The following is a 19,869-nucleotide window of genomic DNA, read 5'->3' on the forward strand; positions in this document are numbered from 1 at the left end:
GTCGGCCTCGCGGACGATTTCGGCGCCGAGCTGCGACAGGCGCTCGGCGGTGTGCGCGTGGCCGCGGTCCAGGTAGTAGGCCGAGGTGATCGTCGTCTCGCCCTCGGCGGCGAGGCCCGCGAGGACGAGCGCGCTGCCGCAGCGCAGGTCGTGCGCCTCCACCTCGGCGCCGCGCAGCGGACACGGGCCGTTCACCTTCGCGCGGTTGCCGTCCACCTCGATGTCGGCGCCCATCTTGCGCAGCTCGTCGGCCAGCTTGAACCGGCCGTCGAAGATCCGCTCGTAGACGTAGGACGGGCCCTCGGCGAGGCAGGACAGCGCCATGATCGGCGACTGGAGGTCGGTGGCGAAGCCCGGGTACTCATCGGTGATGACGTTGATCGGCCGGAGCGTCCGCTCGCGGCGCACCTGGAGGACGGCGCCCTGCTGGTGGAACTCGACGCCCATCTGCTCCAGCTTGTCGGCGGCGACGCCGAGGTGCTCCAGGGACGCGCCCACCAGGTTCAGGTCGCCGCCGGTGATCGCGGCGGCCATGACGAACACGCCGGCGTCGATCCGGTCGGGCATCACGGTGTGCTCGACGGCGGTCAGCTCGTCCACGCCCTCGACGGTGATGAAGCCGGTGCCGCCACCGCTGATCTTGGCGCCCATCGCCTGCAGGATCGCGATGTTGTCCAGCACCTCCGGCTCCAGCGCCGCGTTCTTGATCAGCGTGGTGCCGCGGGCCAGCGCCGCCGCCATGATCAGGTTCTCGGTGCCGGTGTGCGACGGGGTGTCGCAGTAGAGCGTCCCGCCGCGCAGGTCGCCCGCCTTGATGTGGATGATGCCGTCGCCGTTGTCGGCCACGTGCTCGGTGACCGTGGCGCCCATCCGCTTGAAGCCGTTGTAGTGGAAGTCCAGGTTGCGGCTGCCGAGGTTGCAGCCGCCGACGCCCTCGATGACGGCCTCGCCGAGCCGGTGCAGCAGCGCCGGGACGAACAGGAACGAGCCGCGGAACCGGGACGCGATGTCGGCGGGCAGCACGGGGCTGCTCAGCGAGGACGCGTCGATCACCAGCGTGCGCTCGGTCTCGTGCAGCTCGGCCTTGGCCCCGATGGCCCGCGCGAGCTCCACCGCCCGCCGCACGTCCTCGATGATCGGGACGTTCCGCAGGACGGTCCGTCCCTTGGCGGCCATCAGCGAGGCGCCGATCATCGGCAGGACGGCGTTCTTCGCCCCCTGGATGAATACCGTGCCGTGCAGCTGCCTGCCGCCGCGCACGCGGTAGCGAACCTCGTGGCCCATGCTCATGCCGCCTTACTCCTTCTCGGGTGCGGGTAGGTGCCTGCCATCAAGTGGGAGCACGAGGGCCGAGCGCGCCGAACGGTGTCCCCCCTCTGCGCCAACGCGACCCCAGTAAACCACCGGACCGGACATGTGCCGTCCGGCCCGCGCCACGCTGGCGTCAGTCTGCTTGGTGAGACCTTCGCTCAGCGCAAAAAGTTCGCACTCCCCAGGAAATTTCCCAAGGTGAGCCTAGGGGCGGCGACTCACCAGAGTGGTGGCTATCGTGATCATTCCTAGGCGAATCGCCCACGGCGCGGGGGTGCCGCCGGCCGGTTCAGCGGGGTTCGAGGACCTCGATCTCGTCGCCGATCGTGAGGGTGCCCAGCGCGCGCGGGACGGCGTTGTAGCCGAACTGGATGCCGCGGTCGCGGGTGCGGTAGGTGGCGAGCGTCCGGAGCGGCTCACGGCCGCGCTCAGCCGTCTCCTGGTCGGTGGTGGTGATGACGCAGCGGGCGCACGGCTTGACCATCTCGATGACGGCCTCCCCCACGCGCAGGAGGCGGACATCGTCCTCGCCATAGGGGCCGAGGCCCTCGATGACGACGCTCGGACGGAAACGGTTCATCGGGAGGGGGTCGTCCAGGCGCGTGTTGAGGTCGGCCAAGGACTCGGCGGAGATGACCAGCAGCGGGTACCCGTCGGCGAACATCAGCTCGCCCCCGCCCCTCGACGTCGGCCGGTGACCGGTGAAGCGCACCAGCCGGCAGTCGGCGTCGAACAGCTCGGCGAACCAGGCCGCGGCCTCTTCGCCCTGGTCGATGCCCTGGCACTCCTTCCGCTGGATGGCCACGTCCATAACCTCACCGTCGTCCACGGCCTTGTGGACGAGCGTTGAGGCGCCGGGAGCGTCCACCGTGAGGACTTCGCCGTCATAGGACGGACGCATCAGCGCCATCTCCGCGTAGTCCCGCTGGGACAGGAAACGGCCCTCGGGAGTGACCAGCATGAACTCGCGGTCGAACGGCAGCCCTCTGGGCGTCAGTTCGACACTGTGCAGCGCGGTGCCGCCGCCGCTCTTGAGCGGGTAGGCGTTCAGCTCGGTCAGGGTCCCCTTCAAGGCCCCTCCTCGTTTCAGCTCAGCGCGGCGAGCCGGTCGAAGACCGGCGCCAGCCGCTCGACGAAACGCTCCGGACGGCAGACTTCGTCCAGGCGGTTCTCGTCCAGGGTCAGGCCGGCCTCCGCGGCGTGCTTGCGCAGGGTCTCCCGGAACGGCGTCCCGGTCTCCCAGGTCTCCATCGCGGCCCGCTGGACGAGCGGGTACGCCTCATCGTCGCGGGACATGCCCGCTTCGACCAGTTCCAGCAGCACGGTCGACGTGTAGATCAGGCCGCCCGTCGACTCCAGGTTGACCGTCATGCGCGCCTTGTCCACCACGAGCCCGGACATGAGGCGGTTCGTCAGGTTCAGCATGTAGTCGAGCGCGATGGACGCGTCCGGCAGCGCGATCCGCTCGGTCGACGAGTGCGAGATGTCGCGCTCGTGCCACAGCGGGACGCCCTCCAGCACCGGGACGATCTGCGCCCGCACGACGCGGGCCATCCCGGCGAGCCGCTCGGAGATGATCGGGTTCTTCTTGTGCGGCATCGCCGACGAGCCCTTCTGGCCCTTCCCGAACGGCTCCCACAGCTCGCGGACCTCGGTGCGCTGCCCGTGCCGCACCTCCAGCGCGATCGCCTCGCACACCGTCGCCATGATCGCCAGCGCCGACACCCACTCGCTGATGCCGTCCCGCATCACGACCTGCGTCGACACGTCGGCCGGCTTCAGCCCGAGCTTGCGCGCGACATGCAGCTCGACGGCGGGGTCGATGTTGGAGTACGTCCCGACCGCGCCCGAGATCGCCATGACGCCCACGGCCTCCCGCGCCCGCCGCAGCCGGTCCCGCGACCGCGCCATGGCGAACGCGAAGTCGGCGACCCGGTGCCCCCACACGTCCGGTTCGCCGTGGATGCCGTGCGTCCGCCCGACCCGCAGCGTCCCCCGGTGCGCCAGCGCATGGTCGCGCAGGGTCGCGACCAGCGTGTCGGCCTTCTCCAGCAGGATGTCGGTGGCCTCGACCAGCTGCAGCGCGAGCGCGGTGTCCAGCAGGTCGGACGACGTCATCCCGAAGTGCACGTACCGGGCGGCCTCGCGGGGCTCGGTGTTGTCGGCCCACGCCGACAGGAAGGCGATCACGTCATGCTGCGTGACCGCCTCGATCTCGTGCACCGCCTCCGGTGTCGGCGGCGGCGCCTTGCGCACCGGGTCCACCACCTCCGGCGGGATGGTGCCTGCCTCGGCGTGGGCCTCGACGACGAGGACCTCCACCTGGCACCACAGCTCGTACTTGTGCGCGTCACTCCAGACGCGCCCCATCTCCGGGAGTGTGTACCGCTCGATCACCTGCTCATTGTCCCAGGTCTCACGGCCGCTCCGCGCGCCGGGTCCGATGCGCCCCCGGCCGGGCGCACCGGCACCGGGAAGCGTGCGTCAGGCCACGGTCTCGGCGGCCTTGAGCGCGATGTCCTCGCGGTGGTGGGAGGCGCGCAGGGTGATCTTGGAGACGGCCTCGTAGGCGGTCGCGCGGGCGGTGGGGAGGTCGGGGCCGGTGCCGACCACGTTCAGGACGCGGCCGCCGTTGGCGAGCAGACGTCCCCCGGCGTCCAGCCTCGTGCCCGCGTGGAGGACGTAGGCGCCGTCCACCTTGGACGCCTCGTCCAGGCCGGTGATCTCGTCGCCCTTGACCGGGGCGGCCGGGTAGCCCTCGGCGGCCAGGACGACCGTCACGGCCGAGCCCGGGTGCCACTCGGGGCGGAAGCCGGGGTCCAGGGCGCCGATCGCGCACGCTTGGAGGAGCTTGGCGAGCGGGGTCGCCAGCCGGTCCAGGACGACCTGGGTTTCAGGGTCGCCGAAGCGTGCGTTGAACTCGACGACCCGAACGCCCTTGGACGTCAGCGCCAGACCCGCGTACAGGGTGCCGACGTAGGGGATCTCGCGCCGGCGCAGTTCGTCCACGGCTGGTTGGACGACCGTGGACATGACCTCGTCCACAAGGTCCGGGGAGATCCAGGGGAGCGGCGTGTAGGCGCCCATTCCGCCCGTGTTGGGGCCCGCGTCGTTGTCGTAGGCGCGCTTGAAGTCCTGGGCGGGGAGGAGCGGGACGGCGCTCTGGCCGTCGCACAGGGCGAACAGGGAGACCTCGGGGCCGTCCAGGAACTCCTCGATCACGACGCGGTCGCAGGCGACGGCGTGCTGGGAGGCGATGGTGCGGTCCTCGGTGACGATGACGCCCTTGCCGGCGGCGAGACCGTCGTCCTTCACGACGTAGGGCGGGCCGAAGGCGTCGAGCGCCTCCTCGGCCTGGGCGGCGGTGTCGCAGACGCGGGCCTCGGCGGTCGGGACGCCGGCCGCCGCCATGATCTCCTTCGCGAACGCCTTGGACGCCTCGATGCGGGCGGCGGCGCGGTCCGGGCCGAAGCACGGGACGCCGGCCTCGCGCAGGGCGTCGCCGACGCCCGCGACCAGCACGGCCTCCGGGCCGATGACGACGAGGTCGGCGCGGAGGCGCCCGGCGAGCTCCGTCACCGCGGTCGGGTCGCACGGGTCGAGCTGGTGGTTGTCCGCGATCTCGGCCGTGCCCGGGTTGCCCGGGGCGCAGTGGAGGGCGGTGACGGCAGGGTCGCGGTGCAGGGCGCGGGCGAGCGCATGCTCGCGGCCACCCGATCCAAGGACGAGTACTCGCACGTGACGCGAGCTTACTGGTCGCACTGCCGGGAAGGACGGTCGTGCGTGACCCGGATCGTGCCGAGTGAGGCGACCGTCACAGCGGGACGGGTGAACCTCCCCGTTATGGGCGGCGTCCTAAATGCCGGCTGGTAAGCTGCCACGGGCTTGACCGCCCGGTGTCGAGGTGCGTGAAAGGAGGTGGTCGGGATGAGTCCTGGTGATCCTTGCAGTTCGCCGGAGAACCCTCACAGTCCGCACAGGACTGTCCTTCCGTCCGCCTCCATCTGGCATCCGGCCACCGTGCTCGCGCGCTCCCTTCGCTGACCAGCCTGGGTTGAGCGCGCGCTACGTGCGTGGCCGGCGGGTTAGGAGCACCTCATGGCCATGACACGAGTCCGCCCCGGCCGCGCGCTCTTCAAGACGCGCGGCCGCCCCCACGGCGTGCCGGCTCCGATCCGCGATTCGGCCGTCATCGACTGGGCCGCCTACATCGACGGCCACCGGGTCTGCACCGGCACCGTCGCCGACGCCGTCCGCATGGTCCGCGACGGGCGCCTCGTCCCGGACGGCGACAGCGCCGGATTCGTCTGGGTCGGCCTCCACGAGCCGTCCGCGACCGAACTCGCCGACATCGCCGAGGTCTTCGGCCTGCACCCGCTCGCCGTCGAGGACGCGATCCACGCCCACCAGCGCCCCAAGCTGGAGCGCTACGACGACGTCCACTTCGTCGTCATGAAGACCGTGGGATACGTGCCCAGTGAGCCCGGCGGCCCCGAAGTGGTGGTGACCGGCGAGATCATGCTGTTCTGCGGGCCCGACTTCGTGGTCACCGTCCGGCACGGCACCCACGGCGAACTCGGCACCGTCCGCCGCGACCTGGAGCACGACCCGGCCCGCCTGGCCCTCGGCCCCGCCGCCGTCCTGCACGCCGTCGCCGACCGCGTCGTGGACGGCTACGTCGGCGTCGCCAACGCCGTCATGGAGGACATCGACGAGGTCGAAGAGGCCGTCTTCTCCCCCGAACGCACCGACGAGTCCCGCCGCATCTACCGCCTCAAGCGCGAGGTCATCCAGCTCAAGCGCGCCGTCGGCCCGCTCGCCGGCCCGCTGCGCAACCTCTCCGGCCGCCGCTTCGTCCCGGCCGAGATCAAGGAGTACCTCCGCGACGTCGAGGACCACCTCACCCGCGTCCGCGAGCAGGTCGAGTCCTACGACGAGCTCCTCAACCCGATCCTCCAGGCGCACATGACCCAGGTCACCGTCGCCGACAACAAGGACATGCGCAAGATCTCCGCCTGGGGCGCCATCTTCATGGTCCCCACCGCCATAGCGGGGGTCTACGGGATGAACTTCAAGCACATGCCCGAGACCCAGTGGCAGTTCGGCTACCCGATGATCCTCTGCGTCATCGGCCTGGCCTGCTTCTCCCTCTACCGGGGCTTCCGCCGCAACGGCTGGCTGTAGCCCTTCCGTCCGCGGCCGCCGCCGGCGGCCGCGGTCAGTTCCCGGCTTCCGGCGTGCGGGCGTCCGCGTCGGCCAGCCGGACGAGCCGGTCCCGGTCGACGATCGAGGTCCATCGGCGGCCCGTCTCGATGACGCCCTCCTTGCGCAGCCGGCTCATGGCCCTGCTGACCGACTCCGTCGTGCTGCCGGTCATCGCGGCCAGGTCGCTGCGCGTCAGCGGCAGTTGCAGCAGGACCGCGCCGCCCCTGGGCTCGCCGAGCCTGCCGGCCAGGGTCAGCAGGGTCGCCGCGACCCGCTGCTCCACCGTGCCGCCGGACAGCCGCCGGACGGCCTGGTGCGCCTCCTCCAGGCGGTGCGCGAGATCGTCCACCACCGCGAGCGCGACGCTGGGGTGCCGGCGCAGGACGGCGCGGAAGTCGTCCGCGGAGATGGACAGCGCGCACGAGACCGTGAGCGTCTCGGCGGAGTCGGTGAACTCCGGCTCGCCGAGCGTGGTGAGCGTCCCGAACAGGCCGCCCGGCGTGACGATGCCGACCAGTACGTCCTGCCCGTCCGGCGTCGGGCGGACCAGCTTGACCCGGCCGCTGGCCAGTACGAACAGGTGGTCGGCGCGCGCGCCGGCAGGGTAGATCCGCTCGCCCTCGGCGTACCCGCGGACCCGCATGCGCGCCTCGATGGCGGTGATCTCGCCGATGTCCAGCCCGGTGAAGAACCGGGCCTGGGACAGCACCTTCAGCCGCATCCGCCGCGGGCAGTGGTGCGGTTTGGCGCAGGGCCGTCGCAGCGGCGTCGTCCGGCGGTGCATCACTTGTCCTCCGCGAAGTATGTCTCGGCCTTCGGGCGCGCCCTCACGGTATGCGGCCTCATGTGCTGCGACGTCCATCGTGCGCCGGGTCCGAGCCCGCCCCGCATCACCCGGAAGGCGCACCGGAATCCGGCCGATGTGCGGTTGATTGACACGCGTCATGGTGGGCGCGCCCCAGGCTTTCTACCTTTCGTCCCATGTCCGGCAATCGGCCGTACGCAAAGGGAGATGGGACATGAAGAAGCGTTCACCGCTCGTCATCGGAGCCTCCGGCATCGCGGCGCTCGCGCTGGCGGCGGGCGCCTACGTGATCAATGACGGGAACGCCGAGGGGAAGGCCGCTGAGCGGCCGGCGGTCGCCGCCGGGCAGGTGGCCGGCACCGAGCCGGTCACCCAGCCGCTGCGGGACGAGCACAAGGAACTGATGCCCCACATCGAGGAACTGCGGGCCGCCGGTGACGCCGTCGGCAACGCGCAGTGGAAGGACCTGCGGGCCAAGACCGCCACGGCCCACACGTTCCTGGCCGGGCATCTGGTGCCGCACGCACAGGCCGAGGACAAGGTGCTGTACGCGGAGATCGACCGCCTGCTCGGCAACGTGCCGGTCACCGCGACGATGCGCCGCGACCACGTCGAGGTCGAGAAGCTCACCGCCGAACTGGAGACCCTGCAGGGGCAGCTCACGAAGCCGCCGAACGCGCAGGCCCAGCGCGACCTGCGCCGCGTCCTCTACGGCTCCTACACGCTGGTCAAGCTCCACTTCGCCAAGGAAGAGGAGGTGTACCTGCCCATTCTCGACAAGCGCCTCACCGCCGAGCAGGCACGCGAGCTGTTCGAGCGGATGGAGCAGGTGGGCGGCCAGGACGGTGGTCACGGCGGCCAGGACAGTGGGCACGGCCAGGACGGCGGTCACTGAGGCCGGGATCCGGCGCGGCTAGGGCAGGTGGGCGGCGATCGTCCCAGGGGACGGCCTGGACAGGCCGCGGGACGTCAGAACCCGGTGCAGGCGGTCCGGGTAGTCGGTGACGATCGCGTCCACGCCGTACTCGATGAAGCGGGTCATGTCCTCGGGGCTGTTGACCGTCCAGACGATGACCGGCAGCGAGGCCGTGTGGGCGTCCGCTACCAGTGCGGGGGTGGTGATGACGTGTTCGGGAGACAGGGCCGTCGCGCCCATCTCAAGGGCGGCGGCCACCGGGTCCGCCGGGGAGAGGCCCGCCAGCCAGCGGGTGCCGGGGACGAGGGTCTTGCGTTCCACGAGGGCCACGCGGCCCAGGTCCGGGTAGTGGCGGCGGGCTTCGGCCAGGACGCGCCAGTCGAAGGCCAGGAGGCGGGCCCGGTGGGTGAGGGCGTAGGACTCCAGGACGTCCACCACGGCGGCGGTGAAGAGTTCTACCTCCTCGTCCGTCCACGTTGGGTCGGTCTTGAGTTCCACGGAGAGCGTCACGTCGGCCGGGGCGAGCAGGGCGCATGCCTCGGCCAGCGTGGGGATGCCCGAGCCGCCGCCTGCGTCCACCGTGCGGAGCTGGGCGAGCGTCAGCTCCCGGATCGGCTTGCCCACGTAGGGGAAGGCCGGGTCGTCCGGCTGGACGGGGCCGGTGTCCGCGAGGTTCCCCGGTGAGAGGACCTGGTCGTGGTTCAGGACGGCCACGCCGTCCGACGACAGGCCCACGTCCAGCTCGACGGCGTCGACGCCGACGGCGAGCGCGTGGGCGAAGCCGGGCAGGGTGTTCTCCGGACGCAGACCACGTGCGCCCCTGTGCCCGTGCACCTCGACGGTAGAGATCACCGCACGCACGTTACCGTCCGTGACCGAACGTGCGGTGAAGAACGCTAGACGAGAGAGCGGAGCGAGAGTGTCTGGTCGCGGCCGGGGCCGACCCCGATGGCGGAGATCTGGGCGCCGGACATCTCCTCCAGGGCCCGGACGTACGCCTGCGCGTTCGGGGGAAGGTCCTCGAACTTCTTGGCGCCGGTGATGTCCTCCCGCCAGCCGTCCAGGTACTCCAGGATCGGCTTGGCGTGGTGGAAGTCGGTCTGGGTCGTGGGGAGATCGTCCACGCGCGTGCCGTCGACGTCGTAGGCGACGCACACCGGGACGCGTTCGAGGCCGGACAGGACGTCCAGCTTCGTCAGGAAGTAGTCGGTGATGCCGTTGACGCGGGTCGCGTACCGCGCGATGACGGCGTCGAACCAGCCGCAGCGGCGGTCGCGGCCCGTGGTGACGCCGTACTCGCCGCCGGTCTTGCGCAGGTACTCGCCCTGCTCGTCCAGCAGCTCGGTGGGGAACGGCCCGGAGCCCACGCGGGTCGTGTACGCCTTCAGGATGCCGATCACGCGGGTGATCCGCGTGGGGCCGATGCCGGAGCCCGCGCACGCGCCGCCGGCCGTCGGGCTGGACGACGTCACGAACGGGTAGGTGCCGTGGTCGATGTCGAGCAGCGTGCCCTGGGCGCCCTCCAGCAGGACGACCTTGCCGTCCTCCAGCGCCTTGTTGAGGACGAGGGTGGTGTCGGCGACGAACGGCTTCAGGCGCTCCCCGTAGGCCAGGTACTCCTGGACGATCGGGCCCGTCTCGATGCGGCGCCGGTTGTAGACCTTCGTCAGCACCTGGTTCTTCTCCCGGAGGGAGAGGTCCAGCTTCTGGGTCAGGATGTTCGGGTCGAACAGGTCCTGGACGCGGACGCCCATCCGGTTGATCTTGTCGGCGTAGGTGGGGCCGATGCCGCGGCCGGTGGTGCCGATCCGGGCCTTGCCGAGGTACCGCTCGGTGACCTTGTCGAGGGCGCGGTGGTGCGGCATGATCAGGTGCGCGTTCGCCGAGATCAGCAGCCGGTCGCAGGAGATCCCGCGCTCCCGCAGCCCGTCGATCTCCTGCAGCAGGACGGCCGGGTCGATCACCACGCCGTTGCCGATGACCGGGACGACGTCGGGCGACAGCACCCCCGACGGCAGCAGGTGCAGCGCGTAGCTCTTGTCGCCGATGACGACCGTGTGGCCGGCGTTGTTGCCGCCCTGGTAGCGGACGACGTAGTCGACGTCCCCGCCGAGCAGGTCTGTTGCCTTGCCCTTGCCCTCATCTCCCCACTGGGCACCGACAAGAACGATGGCGGGCATGCCACTTTTCCTTCCCACGACGAAGGCCCCGGTCGCCGCAAGCGAAGGGGCCTCTTGCGATCAAAGCGTACCCGCACCAGGGCGGCAAGGAAACCGGAGCCGGATTCCCCCCCCGCTGGTCACCGGGTCCGCGCGTCGCCGGCTAGGAGCCGTTCAGGGTGGCGGCGGCGGTGGCGCTGCTGTCGCGCAGGAACGCCTTGCAGCGCTCGGCCTCGTCCTCCTCGCCGATGGCGGCGGCCGCGCGGCCGAGTGCGTGCAGGGCGCGCAGGAAGCCGCGGTTGGCCTCGTGCTCCCAGGGGATGGGCCCCTGGCCCTTCCAGCCGGCCCGGCGCAACTGGTCGAGGCCGCGGTGGTACCCGGTGCGGGCGAACGCGTAGGAGTCGATGACCGATCCGTTGGCGAAGGCACGGTCGGCCAGCTCGGCCCACGCCCCCGTGTAGTCGGGGTGGCGCGCGGCGACTTCGAACGGGTCGACGCCGTTCTCCAAGGCCGTCCGGGCTTCGGTGTTGTCCGGGAGTTCGGTCGGAGGAGGGCCGCCGAGCAGGTTCTGGGTCATACGGGCCATCGTAGGCAGGCTCGTCCGCCCGCTGACAACCCGGGTCACGGCCGGTGGGACGGCGCCGTGGCGCGCGAGTTCCAGTGGGGGGCGGGGAGCGGCAGGGTGAAGTGGGCTGCGCCGCCGTCGAGGGTGGAGCGGGCGCCGGGCCAGCCCTGGTGGACGAACTGGAGCCCCTGCCGGTTGGTCAGGATGACGTCCGCGTCGAACTCGGTGATGCCGCGCCGTCCGGCGAGGTGGGAGAGATACGCGACCAGGGCGCTGCCCAGACCATGGTGTTGCCAGGGGTCGGTGACGAGGACGGCGACGTCCGCGCGCCAGGGGCGTGCGGTGTCGCGGATGTACTCGGCGATGCCGGCGATCTCGTCGCCGTCCAGGCCGACCAGGGCCTCGCGGTCCCAGTGGTCGAGGCGGTCGAGCAGGCCCGCGTAGTGGTCGGGGATGCGCGGCGTGCCGGAGAAGAACCGCGTGTAGAGGCTGGCGGGCGAGAGCCGGTCGGACATCCGGCGCACGCGCGGGCCGTCGGTGATGCCGTACGGGCGGATTCGCAGGTCGTCAATGTGAGCGGCGCTGCGCACATCGAGTTGTGTCATGCAACTCATTGGACCGCAAAAAGTTGCGTGAAGCAACCCAGGTGGGGAATCAGGCGGCCGGACCGGGGCGGGGGGCCACGTCGGACGGGCCGAGGTGCGCGCCGCAGGAGTCGCAGGTGAACTCCGGCGTCAGCGTGCCGTCGCAGCCGCGGTGGCCGATGATCAGCGGCGGCCCGTCGGGGGCGTAGTGGCGGTCGCCCCACATCAGCAGGGTCATGACCGCCGGCCACAGCTCGACGCCCTTGCGGGTGAGGCGGTACTCGAAGCGCTCCGGCCGCCGCTGGTACGGGACGCGGCGCATGATGCCCTCGTCGCACAGCCGGTTGAGCCGGTCGGTGAGGACGTTGCGGGCCACGCCCAGGACGTCCTGGAAGTCGTCGAAGCGCCGCACGCCCTGGAAGGCGCTGCGGATCACCAGCATCGTCCACCGGTCGCCGACGACCTCCAGGGAGCGGGCGACCGAGCAGTTCTGTGACTCGTACGTGCGGGGTAGTGCCACGCCTGCGACCCTACCCGAGTTTCGTGAAACAACGCGGCCCCAGGGGGACGTCCCCCTGGGGCCGGTGCTGCGAGGTGCTACTTGAGCTTCTTGCCGGCGGACTGCAGGTTCTCCGCCGCCTCGACGATGCGGGCGGCCATGGCGGCCTCGGCCGCCTTGCCCCACGAGCGCGGGTCGTACTGCTTCTTGTTGCCGACCTCGCCGTCGACCTTCAGCACACCGTCGTAGTTGCGGAACATGTGCTCCGCGACCGGACGGGTGAACGCGTACTGCGTGTCGGTGTCGATGTTCATCTTGACGACGCCGTAGGAGACGGCCTCGCGGATCTCCTCCAGCGACGAGCCGGAGCCGCCGTGGAACACCAGGTCGAACGGCTTGTCCTTGCCGTACTTGGCGCCGACCGCGTCCTGGATCTCCTTGAGCACCTCAGGACGCAGCTTGACCGAGCCCGGCTTGTAGACGCCGTGCACGTTGCCGAACGTCGCGGCGAGGATGTAGCGGCCCTTCTCGCCCACGCCGACGGCCTCGGCGGTCGCGATCGCGTCGCCCGGCGTCGTGTACAGCTTCTCGTTGATCTCGTTGGCGACGCCGTCCTCCTCGCCGCCGACGACGCCGATCTCCATCTCCATGATGATCCGGGCCTTGGCGCACTCCTCCAGCAGTTCGGCGGCGATCCCCAGGTTCTCGTGCAGCTCGACGGCGGACCCGTCCCACATGTGCGACTGGAACAGCGGCTCCTCGCCGCGCGCCACCCGCTCCTGGGAGATCTTGATCAGCGGACGCATGAAGCCGTCCAGCTTGTCCTTCGGGCAGTGGTCGGTGTGCAGGGCGATGTTCACCGGGTACTTGGCGGCCACGACCCGGGCGTACTCGGCGAGCGCGGTCGAGCCCACGACCATGTCCTTCACCGTGGAGCCCGACAGGTAGTCGGCTCCGCCGGTGGACACCTGCACGATCCCGTCGCTCTCGGCCTCGGCGAAGCCGCGCAGCGCGGCGTTCAGCGTCTGGCTGGACGTCACGTTGATCGCGGGGAAGGCGAAGCCGTCCTGCTTCGCACGGTCGAGCATCTCCGCGTAGACCTCGGGCGTTGCGATGGGCATAGTCAGCGTCCTTTCATACGCAGCGGTGCCGCCGGGCAGCTGGGGCCGGGCGGTGGCACCCGGACGTCCGTGTACCCAGGTGAGCGCCCAGGTCACATGGTTTCCGGGTCGGGCATGCCGTCCACCCTCAGTATCCCGCCTTCGCGGAGTGCGATGAAAGGTACGCTCGCGGTGTGGATCTCACGACCCTTCCCCTAAACATCACCGAGTGGCTGCATCCGACCGCATGGCTGCAGCTCTTCGGCACGTTCGCGACGATCGGCGTGCTCGCCATCATCTTCGCCGAGACCGGACTGCTGGTCGGCTGCATCCTCCCGGGCGACTCGCTGCTGTTCACGGCGGGGATCCTCACGGCGGTCTCGACCGTCAACGGGCAGGAGTTCCAGCCGCTGTCGCTGCCCTGGCTGCTCGTCGGCGGCCCGGTCGCGGCGATCGCCGGCGCCCAGCTCGGCCACTGGCTCGGCGCCAGGTACGGCCGCAAGCTCTTCGACCGGCCGGACTCGCGCATCTTCAGACAGGAGTGGGTCGAGAAGGCCGAGCACTACTTCAACCGGTTCGGCCCCGCGAAGGCGGTGGTGCTGGCCCGGTTCATCCCGATCGTCCGGACGTTCCTGAACCCGCTCGCCGGGATGCTCGGCATGGACGCGAAGAAGTTCTTCATCTGGAACGCCATCGGCGGCATCGTCTGGACGGACGCCCTGTTCCTGCTGGGCCACTTCCTCGGTTCCGAGGTGCCCGACATCGAGAAGTACATCCTTCCCGGGGTCGCGGTGATCCTGATCCTGTCGGTGATTCCGATCATCCGGGAGGTCCTCAAGGGGCGTAAATCGGACCACGGTCCGAATAAGAATGGTCCCGAAGAGTCACGTCCGTCGCTCAGCGGTGACAGTTATCGCTAACCTCCCCATGTGGGACGTCATCGGTCGGACCCTAGGGGTCTCGCGCGCATACTGATCGCGGCATTGGCCGTGGTGGCCGCTTTGGCCCTGCTCGTCGTGGGCGGCATGGCCCTGGTCAACGCGGTTTCGGGCGAACCCGATCAGAAGGGGCCATCGACGGCTGCCTCGCCGTCCGGCGAGGGCGGCGGCGGCGCGACGTCCCCGAGCAGTAGCGAGAAGACCACGCCGGCGTCCAAGGTGCCCCTCGTCATCAGCGTGACCGGCCAGCCCACGAACGTGGTCGTCCGCGTCGCCGACACCCGCGGCGAGGTGCTCACCAACGGCACGCTCCAGACCGGGGTGACGCTGAAGTACGACCAGGCGCCCCTCCAGGTCGTCGCCGTCAACGGCGGCTCCCTGAAGGTCGTCATCTACGGCGAGGAGCAGCCGCAGCGGCCCGCGGGCCAGCGCGGCCAGTGGTTCGTCAAGGCGAAGAGCTAGCTCAGACCTGCTGGTCCAGGCCCAGATCCGCCACGTCGTAGGGGTGGCGGTACGCGAGACCCTCCTCCGCGATGCGCCCGGCGGCGCCCCGCTCCAGGATCGTCGCGACCGCCACGACCTCCGCGCCCGCCTCCCGCAGCGCCTCCACCGCGGTCAGGACGGACCCGCCCGTGGTCGAGGTGTCCTCCACGGCGAGGACGCGGCGGCCCCGCACGTCCGGCCCCTCGATGCGCCGCTGCAGCCCGTGCGCCTTGCCCGCCTTGCGGACGACGAACGCGTCCAGCGTCCGGCCGCGCGCCGCCGCCGCGTGCAGCATCGCCGTCGCGACCGGGTCGGCGCCGAGCGTGAGCCCGCCGACGGCGTCGTAACCGAGGTCGTCGGTCTCGTCCAGCATGACCCGCCCCACCAGCGGCGCCGCGGCCCCGTCCAGCGTCACCCGGCGCAAATCCACGTACCAGGACGCCCGCTTGCCCGACGACAGCACGAAGTCGCCGTGCACCACGGCCTTGTCCTTGATCAGCTCCAGCAACTCATCACGATCGCTCACGCTCAGAGCCTATTGACCCGGCGTCCGCGCCGGCGGGCCGCCATGTAGGTTCGGCGGGTGACACCCGGAACCGTCGTCCTGCTGCACGCCCCGAACGCCACATCGGCCTCCTGGGGCGATCTGCCCGAGATGCTCCGCTCGTACGGTCTGGACGTGGTGGCGCCGGACGTCCCGGACGCGACCGGCCCCCGCTACATCGCCCGCCTCTCGCTGATCATCACCGCGGCCGACCCGGCGGTGCCGCTCATCCTCGTCGCCCACGGCGCCGCCGGTCCTCTGCTGCCGGGCATCGCCCTGGCCCAGCGCGCGGCGCACCGTCCCATCGCGGGCTTCGTGTTCGTGGACGCCGACCTGCCGCGCCGCGGCCGGCACGACCACGAGGCTCCCCAGGACACCCTCCCTACGGCCCCAGATTGGCCCGAGGCGCCCTGCGGCTACCTCCGTACGCAATCGGACCACCTGCACGACGAAGCCCGCAGAGAGGCCGGTCTGCGCGGCTGGCGGGTCACCGACCACGAACCCCCGGCGACCGTCGCGCAATCCCTGAGCGAATTGATCGCCGGCCTGTAGGTGCCGAGGGCACGGCGTCATGAGGCCCGGCGGGCCCCTGGGAGATCACGCGTTCTTGAGGAGGTCGTCCAAGAGCGCGTCGTAGTCGTCTTCGTTCCGGCCGAGGTCCACGCGGGCTCGGTAGCGGAGGCGCAGGAGGGCCTCCAGGCTGTCTTCGGCGATGGCGACGTCGTCCGGGCCGGGAGTGAGGGAGTCGGCGTCGTCGGGGGCCGGGGCCTCGTCGGGGCCGCCGCCCATGCCGGTGCCGACGGCGCGGTCGCGGAGGGCGAGGACGACGTCGGCGCCGCTGGTGGCCCATTCGTGGGCGCCGGTCGCGTCGCCCTGGGCGTACAGCACCTCGGCGACGGCCCGGTACACCTCGGGGTCGCGCGGGCTGTCGGCGCGGATCTGGTCGAGGAGCGTGCGGGCCTCGTCGGCGTGGCCCAGTTCGAACAGCGCGTCGGCGAGGTAGGCGCGGGGGTCGCCGTAGGTCTCGCCGCCGTCCTCCAGCGCCCTGCGGTACAGCTCGGCGGCGCGGCCGTGGTCGCCGGCGTGCTGCCACTGCTCCCCGGCGCGCAGCAGGACGTTGGCGCGTGACACCCCACCGGAGACCGACTCGGCCAGCTCGGACAGCCTGCGGGCCGCCGAGATGTGATCGCCGGTGCGCAGGGTGTCGAACTCCAGATCGTCGAGATCGTCTTCCGTCACATGCGTCACGCTTCCACGCTACCCGGCGGTGGCAGGCCGAAGCGGGCGAATCGACGATGATCGCCGAATACCGCCGCGTAACTGTCAGCTCACCTGCGGGAACGTTCTAGCGCATCCCAGAATCCGCGGCGCAGCGCGTGCCGCACCTCGTCGTGCAGGAGGAAGTCGATCGGCAGCGAGGACCCCTGCAGGAGCCGCGCCTCCAGGTCGGACGGCATGCGCGGCTTGCGGGCCAGGACGGCCTCCAGCCACAGCGCGGGCGCGTCCCGGGCGACGGACTCGCCGAAGTCCTGGCCCTCCTGGTGGGCGGCCTTGACCGCGTCCGCGAGGGATGGGGAGTTCTGCGCCGGGACGGGCGACATCTGCTGCGGCCCGGTGTAGGGGCCGTGCTGGCCGTGCTGGCCGCCCTGGTGCGACGGCATCGACTGCGGTTGCATCGACTGCGGTTGCATCGACTGCGGCTGCATCGACTGCGGGGGTGGCGGCGGCGACGGCGCCGGGACGGGCGACGAGCCGTACTGCGGCCCGTGGCTCGGCGGCATCGGCGGCGCCGACGGGATGGGGGCGGAGGACGGCCCCGGCAGCGGCGACGGCCCGGACGTGGTGGCGGAATGGAGCGGGGCCTGCTGGCCGCCGGTGCCGTAGGACGATCCGGCGAGGCCGCCGCCGTTCCCGCCGGGCACGGGCATCGGGCCGGTGCCCACGCCGTTGCCGCCGGCGGGGCCGCTGCCGAGCCCGCCGGTCATGGCCGGGCCGAGGTCGCGGACGGACGAGGAGGACGGCGCCGGCGGCCCGCTGACCAGGGACGCGGGCGGCGGCCCGTTGTGCGAGGCCGGCTGCAGGGAGCCGAGTGAGCCGCCGTGCCCGTTCGACGAGGCGCCGTGCCCGTTGGACAGCGGGCTCGTCCCGTAGGAGGAGCCGGACGCCGCCCCGTCCATGCCGGCGAGCAGGTTGACGTAGGGGCGCAGGTGGCCGGACCCGATCTCGATGAGGTCGTCGCACTCCTGCCGCAGCACCCGGGAGATCGTCCAGTTGCCGTCGACGGCGACGTGCACGACGGTGACGCGGACGCCGAGGTCCTGCGCGTCGGCGACGATCTGCGCGAGGTCCTCGTCGCCGCTGACCAGGACGGCGTCGGCGAGCGCGCCGTTGCGGGCCAGCGTCATCAGGTCGCGGCGGACCTCGGTGTCGACGCCCTCGTGGCGGCCGGGGCGGACGCGGCCGAGCCGCAGCTTGAGGCCGGGCAGGTCGGCGAGCGCGTCGTGCTCGGGGGAGCGGCGGCCCTCGATCGTCGCCTCGTACCAGTAGCAGCGGAGCAGCGGCATGCCGGTGCGTTCCCTGGCGAGGTTGCCCAGGAGTTGCAGTAGGCCGCCGAAGTCCCACGAGACCGTCTCACGGTGGCGCGTGCCGTGCACAGCCATGGCGCCGTCCGCCAGCAGATAGCCGGCGTCAACGAACAGCGCGCAGCGATCCATGCGGCACCGTCCTTCCTCAACACGGGAGCTCACAGCGTGCCCACTCGATGTAGCGACCCCGGGCGCTTATAGCGTAGTGAAGCCCTGCAGCCCAGTAGGTCGATACGGCGATTCGCCACTCTTTCATGACGGACCGCCCGTTGGCGACTCCCCGGTAACAACGAATTGGGCAGCCGCGCGGGACGCTACCAGCCGTTTCGGCCCGGCCCGGCGCTTCCGCCTGATCTTTACGGGAAGAAGCAGGTCACGGACTCAGGTCCGGGATCCCGGCGATACTCAAAACCTTGCAGAGTCTCGCACATTGTGCTTGCTTGACCACGGACCGTTATGCATTTCGGGCGCGTTTTCCTTTCACCGGGACGGGCGAAAGCCCGGCGTCACGTGATATGGGCGCGGCCCATCTCGGTGAGCCGGCCGCCGTCGTGCGGAGTTTCCCAGCGCACGTTGCAGTCGCGGCCCGACAATTCGACGGTCGCGATGGCGTTGTGGAACCAGGGCCCTTCCGTCATGCGCCACCGGATGGGCGGGACCGGGACCTTCGCGAGCTTCGCCAGCATCCGGAACGGGCCGCCCGACGTCCGCGAGTACGCGATGCGGTTCGCCCACCTGAACTTGCCCTGCAGCGGGTTCCGCAGCGGCGAGCAGACGATCTGGGAGACCTTCGACTGCGTCCCGGGCTTGGTGACCCGCGCCAGGTACGAGTAGTGGATGTCGCCGGACAGGAACGAGATGCTCGCCGGCGCGGGCCCCCGCTCACCGCGTCCGACGGCCACGACGTCGGCGGCCACGTCGCGGAACGACCGTTCGAACGCCGCCCAGTGCTCCAGGTCGGCGGCCTGGCGGATCTTCTCCCCCAGCCCCGCACCGCGCTTGCCCCAGGCGCCCCCGGCGACGGCCTCGTTCCACGACTCCGCATGGTGGATCGCCATGGGGAGCAGGTAAGGGAGAGAACTCGCGATGAGCAGATGGTCCATGCCGCCTTGGCATTGGCCGTCGAGCCACTCGAACTCCTCGTCGTCGAGCATGCCGCGGCGGTCTTCGGTGAGCAGCCTGGAGCATCGGCTGTCGACGACGATCAGGCGGGTGCCGGCCCAGTCGTGGGCATAGCTCCAGCGCGTACTGGCGGGTTCCTTGTCGGCCTTCTCCGCGAACTCGTCCAGGACGGCGCCGGCGTCGCCCGACGTGTCCGACGCCTTGCGCAGCGCCTCGAAGAGGGGATTGGACGCGCGGTCCTGGGGCGACATGTTACCGAGGTGCTGGTAGATCCAGTACGAGCCGATCCCGCCGGTGATGCGGTCCTTCCACCAGGGCTGGGCCCACATCTGCCGCCGCCACGTGTAGGAGGTGTTCCAGTCGTCCCGGATGTCGTGGTCGTCGAAGATCGTGAAGGTCGGGACGGTCGACAGCAGCCACCGGACCGCCGGATCGCCGTGCCACGCCAGTTTGTAGAGGTGCGTGTAGTCCTCGAAGTCGGCGGCCTCGTCGGCGGGCGGCTCGTCCGGCCCGCGCCGCCCGCCGATGAACGCGCGCATCTCGTCGCTCAGCTCGTCGGCGTACACCTGGTCGCCGACCATGAGCAGGATGTCGGGCCAGGCGACCTCGTCCCCGCCGTCGCGCAGCCGCACCGCGAACGCGGCGAGCGCGTCGTACCCGAACTCCTCCACGGTGCCGGGCGACCGGCGGCAGGAGCCGAACGAGATCCGCAGCTTCCCGTCGTCGCCGAGCGTCCTGAGCTGGGACGGCGGGAACCCGTCGTCCTCGGGCCAGACGGTCTCGCCGTCGGTCAGCACCCTGTACGGGATGCGTGAGCCCGGCGCCAGGCCGTCGATCTCGACGAGCGCGTAGTGGTGGCCGTGCACGGTGAACGTCCGCGCGGACGCGTCGACACCGTGCTCCTCATTGTCGACACCGTGCTCGTCATTGACGACCCGCACCTCGCAGGGCCGTTCCGTCTCCACCCAGATCGTCGCGGTGTGGTGACTCACGTGCCGGAGATGGGGCCCGAGAACCAATGCGCTCATAGAGCGTCTCTAGCGGACCGGACCC

The 19,869-nt window shown here is 71.0% G+C and carries 20 protein-coding genes; 5 read left to right on the top strand and 15 right to left on the bottom strand.

All coding sequences use genetic code 11. From position 1 onward, the window contains the following. From murA to purD, 4 genes are all read right to left on the bottom strand, one after another. On the bottom strand, positions 1 to 1,284 hold a 1,284-nt coding region (gene murA, locus AL2_RS33915; RefSeq protein ID WP_067641124.1), incomplete at its 3' end, for a UDP-N-acetylglucosamine 1-carboxyvinyltransferase. Positions 1,285 to 1,600: 316 nt separating this feature from the next. Then, the gene (locus tag AL2_RS33920; protein ID WP_083947184.1) at positions 1,601 to 2,383 is read right to left on the bottom strand and encodes an MOSC domain-containing protein; all 783 of its coding nucleotides are present in this window, start codon (positions 2,381 to 2,383) and stop codon (positions 1,601 to 1,603) included. A gap of 14 nt (positions 2,384 to 2,397) precedes the next feature. Next, positions 2,398 to 3,708 (bottom strand): adenylosuccinate lyase, encoded by a 1,311-nt coding sequence (gene purB / locus AL2_RS33925; RefSeq protein WP_067641038.1) that lies wholly within the window; start codon positions 3,706 to 3,708, stop codon positions 2,398 to 2,400. A gap of 87 nt (positions 3,709 to 3,795) precedes the next feature. Then, positions 3,796 to 5,049, bottom strand: coding sequence for a phosphoribosylamine--glycine ligase (gene purD, locus AL2_RS33930; protein ID WP_067641040.1), 1,254 nt, complete (start codon positions 5,047 to 5,049; stop codon positions 3,796 to 3,798). A gap of 360 nt (positions 5,050 to 5,409) precedes the next feature. On the opposite strand from purD, the gene AL2_RS33935 reads away from it, so the two are divergent. Beyond that, positions 5,410 to 6,495, top strand: coding sequence for a magnesium and cobalt transport protein CorA (locus AL2_RS33935; RefSeq protein ID WP_067641042.1), 1,086 nt, complete (start codon positions 5,410 to 5,412; stop codon positions 6,493 to 6,495). Between the two features lie 34 nt (positions 6,496 to 6,529). On the opposite strand, the gene AL2_RS33940 is transcribed toward AL2_RS33935, so the two are convergent. Next, on the bottom strand, positions 6,530 to 7,300 hold the full coding sequence (locus tag AL2_RS33940; RefSeq protein ID WP_067641044.1) for a Crp/Fnr family transcriptional regulator: 771 nt from the start codon (positions 7,298 to 7,300) through the stop codon (positions 6,530 to 6,532). Positions 7,301 to 7,535: 235 nt separating this feature from the next. On the opposite strand from AL2_RS33940, the gene AL2_RS33945 reads away from it, so the two are divergent. Then, positions 7,536 to 8,216, top strand: coding sequence for a hemerythrin domain-containing protein (locus AL2_RS33945; protein ID WP_067641046.1), 681 nt, complete (start codon positions 7,536 to 7,538; stop codon positions 8,214 to 8,216). A gap of 18 nt (positions 8,217 to 8,234) precedes the next feature. Here the strand turns inward: AL2_RS33945 and AL2_RS33950 are convergent, their stop codons facing one another. From AL2_RS33950 to fbaA, 6 genes are all read right to left on the bottom strand, one after another. Further along, positions 8,235 to 9,089, bottom strand: a complete 855-nt coding sequence (locus AL2_RS33950) for a glycerophosphodiester phosphodiesterase family protein (RefSeq protein ID WP_083947186.1) — start codon at positions 9,087 to 9,089, stop codon at positions 8,235 to 8,237. 44 nt (positions 9,090 to 9,133) lie between these two features. After that, a complete protein-coding gene (locus AL2_RS33955; protein ID WP_067641047.1) occupies positions 9,134 to 10,417 on the bottom strand; it encodes an adenylosuccinate synthase in 1,284 nt (427 codons plus the stop codon). Between the two features lie 142 nt (positions 10,418 to 10,559). After that, on the bottom strand, positions 10,560 to 10,982 hold the full coding sequence (locus AL2_RS33960; protein ID WP_210748391.1) for a DUF3151 domain-containing protein: 423 nt from the start codon (positions 10,980 to 10,982) through the stop codon (positions 10,560 to 10,562). A 35-nt stretch (positions 10,983 to 11,017) separates the two neighbouring features. Further along, positions 11,018 to 11,566, bottom strand: a complete 549-nt coding sequence (locus AL2_RS33965; protein ID WP_245667109.1) for a GNAT family N-acetyltransferase — start codon at positions 11,564 to 11,566, stop codon at positions 11,018 to 11,020. A 49-nt stretch (positions 11,567 to 11,615) separates the two neighbouring features. After that, the gene (locus AL2_RS33970) at positions 11,616 to 12,065 is read right to left on the bottom strand and encodes a winged helix-turn-helix transcriptional regulator (RefSeq protein ID WP_067641054.1); all 450 of its coding nucleotides are present in this window, start codon (positions 12,063 to 12,065) and stop codon (positions 11,616 to 11,618) included. 77 nt (positions 12,066 to 12,142) lie between these two features. Continuing rightward, positions 12,143 to 13,165 carry a class II fructose-bisphosphate aldolase gene (gene fbaA, locus AL2_RS33975; RefSeq protein WP_067641057.1) on the bottom strand — a complete coding sequence of 341 codons (1,023 nt, stop codon included), beginning with the start codon at positions 13,163 to 13,165 and terminating at the stop codon, positions 12,143 to 12,145. 173 nt (positions 13,166 to 13,338) lie between these two features. Here fbaA and AL2_RS33980 point away from each other — a divergent pair, with 173 nt between their 5' ends. Further along, on the top strand, positions 13,339 to 14,064 hold the full coding sequence (locus AL2_RS33980) for a DedA family protein (protein ID WP_067641059.1): 726 nt from the start codon (positions 13,339 to 13,341) through the stop codon (positions 14,062 to 14,064). A gap of 72 nt (positions 14,065 to 14,136) precedes the next feature. Further along, positions 14,137 to 14,544 (top strand): hypothetical protein, encoded by a 408-nt coding sequence (locus tag AL2_RS33985; RefSeq protein ID WP_245667110.1) that lies wholly within the window; start codon positions 14,137 to 14,139, stop codon positions 14,542 to 14,544. Between the two features lies 1 nt (position 14,545). Here the strand turns inward: AL2_RS33985 and pyrE are convergent, their stop codons facing one another. Then, the gene (gene pyrE / locus AL2_RS33990; RefSeq protein ID WP_067641064.1) at positions 14,546 to 15,091 is read right to left on the bottom strand and encodes an orotate phosphoribosyltransferase; all 546 of its coding nucleotides are present in this window, start codon (positions 15,089 to 15,091) and stop codon (positions 14,546 to 14,548) included. 57 nt (positions 15,092 to 15,148) lie between these two features. Here pyrE and AL2_RS33995 point away from each other — a divergent pair, with 57 nt between their 5' ends. Continuing rightward, on the top strand, positions 15,149 to 15,661 hold the full coding sequence (locus AL2_RS33995) for a lipase family protein (RefSeq protein ID WP_067641066.1): 513 nt from the start codon (positions 15,149 to 15,151) through the stop codon (positions 15,659 to 15,661). Between the two features lie 45 nt (positions 15,662 to 15,706). Here AL2_RS33995 and AL2_RS34000 read toward each other — a convergent pair whose 3' ends face one another. From AL2_RS34000 to AL2_RS34010, 3 genes are all read right to left on the bottom strand, one after another. Further along, positions 15,707 to 16,357 (bottom strand): tetratricopeptide repeat protein, encoded by a 651-nt coding sequence (locus AL2_RS34000; protein WP_245667111.1) that lies wholly within the window; start codon positions 16,355 to 16,357, stop codon positions 15,707 to 15,709. A gap of 80 nt (positions 16,358 to 16,437) precedes the next feature. Beyond that, positions 16,438 to 17,823, bottom strand: a complete 1,386-nt coding sequence (locus tag AL2_RS34005) for an NYN domain-containing protein (RefSeq protein WP_067641070.1) — start codon at positions 17,821 to 17,823, stop codon at positions 16,438 to 16,440. A 377-nt stretch (positions 17,824 to 18,200) separates the two neighbouring features. Further along, a complete protein-coding gene (locus AL2_RS34010) occupies positions 18,201 to 19,844 on the bottom strand; it encodes a DUF7800 domain-containing protein (protein ID WP_067641072.1) in 1,644 nt (547 codons plus the stop codon). Positions 19,845 to 19,869 lie beyond the last annotated feature (25 nt).

Origin of the sequence: Actinomadura latina NBRC 106108 (assembly GCF_001552195.1) — a bacterium.
In the GTDB taxonomy this organism is placed as follows: domain Bacteria; phylum Actinomycetota; class Actinomycetes; order Streptosporangiales; family Streptosporangiaceae; genus Spirillospora; species Spirillospora latina.

Excerpts from the sequence above, each read along its gene's own strand:
- AL2_RS33935 (WP_067641042.1), top strand. The coding sequence starts at position 5,410 with ATGGCCATGACACGAGTCCGCCCCGGCCGCGCGCTCTTCAAGACGCGC.
- AL2_RS34005 (WP_067641070.1), bottom strand. The coding sequence starts at position 17,823 with ATGGATCGCTGCGCGCTGTTCGTTGACGCCGGCTATCTGCTGGCGGAC.
- AL2_RS33940 (WP_067641044.1), bottom strand. The coding sequence starts at position 7,300 with ATGCACCGCCGGACGACGCCGCTGCGACGGCCCTGCGCCAAACCGCAC.
- AL2_RS33955 (WP_067641047.1), bottom strand. The coding sequence starts at position 10,417 with ATGCCCGCCATCGTTCTTGTCGGTGCCCAGTGGGGAGATGAGGGCAAG.
- fbaA (WP_067641057.1), bottom strand. The coding sequence starts at position 13,165 with ATGCCCATCGCAACGCCCGAGGTCTACGCGGAGATGCTCGACCGTGCG.
- AL2_RS33965 (WP_245667109.1), bottom strand. The coding sequence starts at position 11,566 with ATGACACAACTCGATGTGCGCAGCGCCGCTCACATTGACGACCTGCGA.
- AL2_RS33945 (WP_067641046.1), top strand. The coding sequence starts at position 7,536 with ATGAAGAAGCGTTCACCGCTCGTCATCGGAGCCTCCGGCATCGCGGCG.
- AL2_RS33960 (WP_210748391.1), bottom strand. The coding sequence starts at position 10,982 with ATGGCCCGTATGACCCAGAACCTGCTCGGCGGCCCTCCTCCGACCGAA.
- AL2_RS34010 (WP_067641072.1), bottom strand. The coding sequence starts at position 19,844 with ATGAGCGCATTGGTTCTCGGGCCCCATCTCCGGCACGTGAGTCACCAC.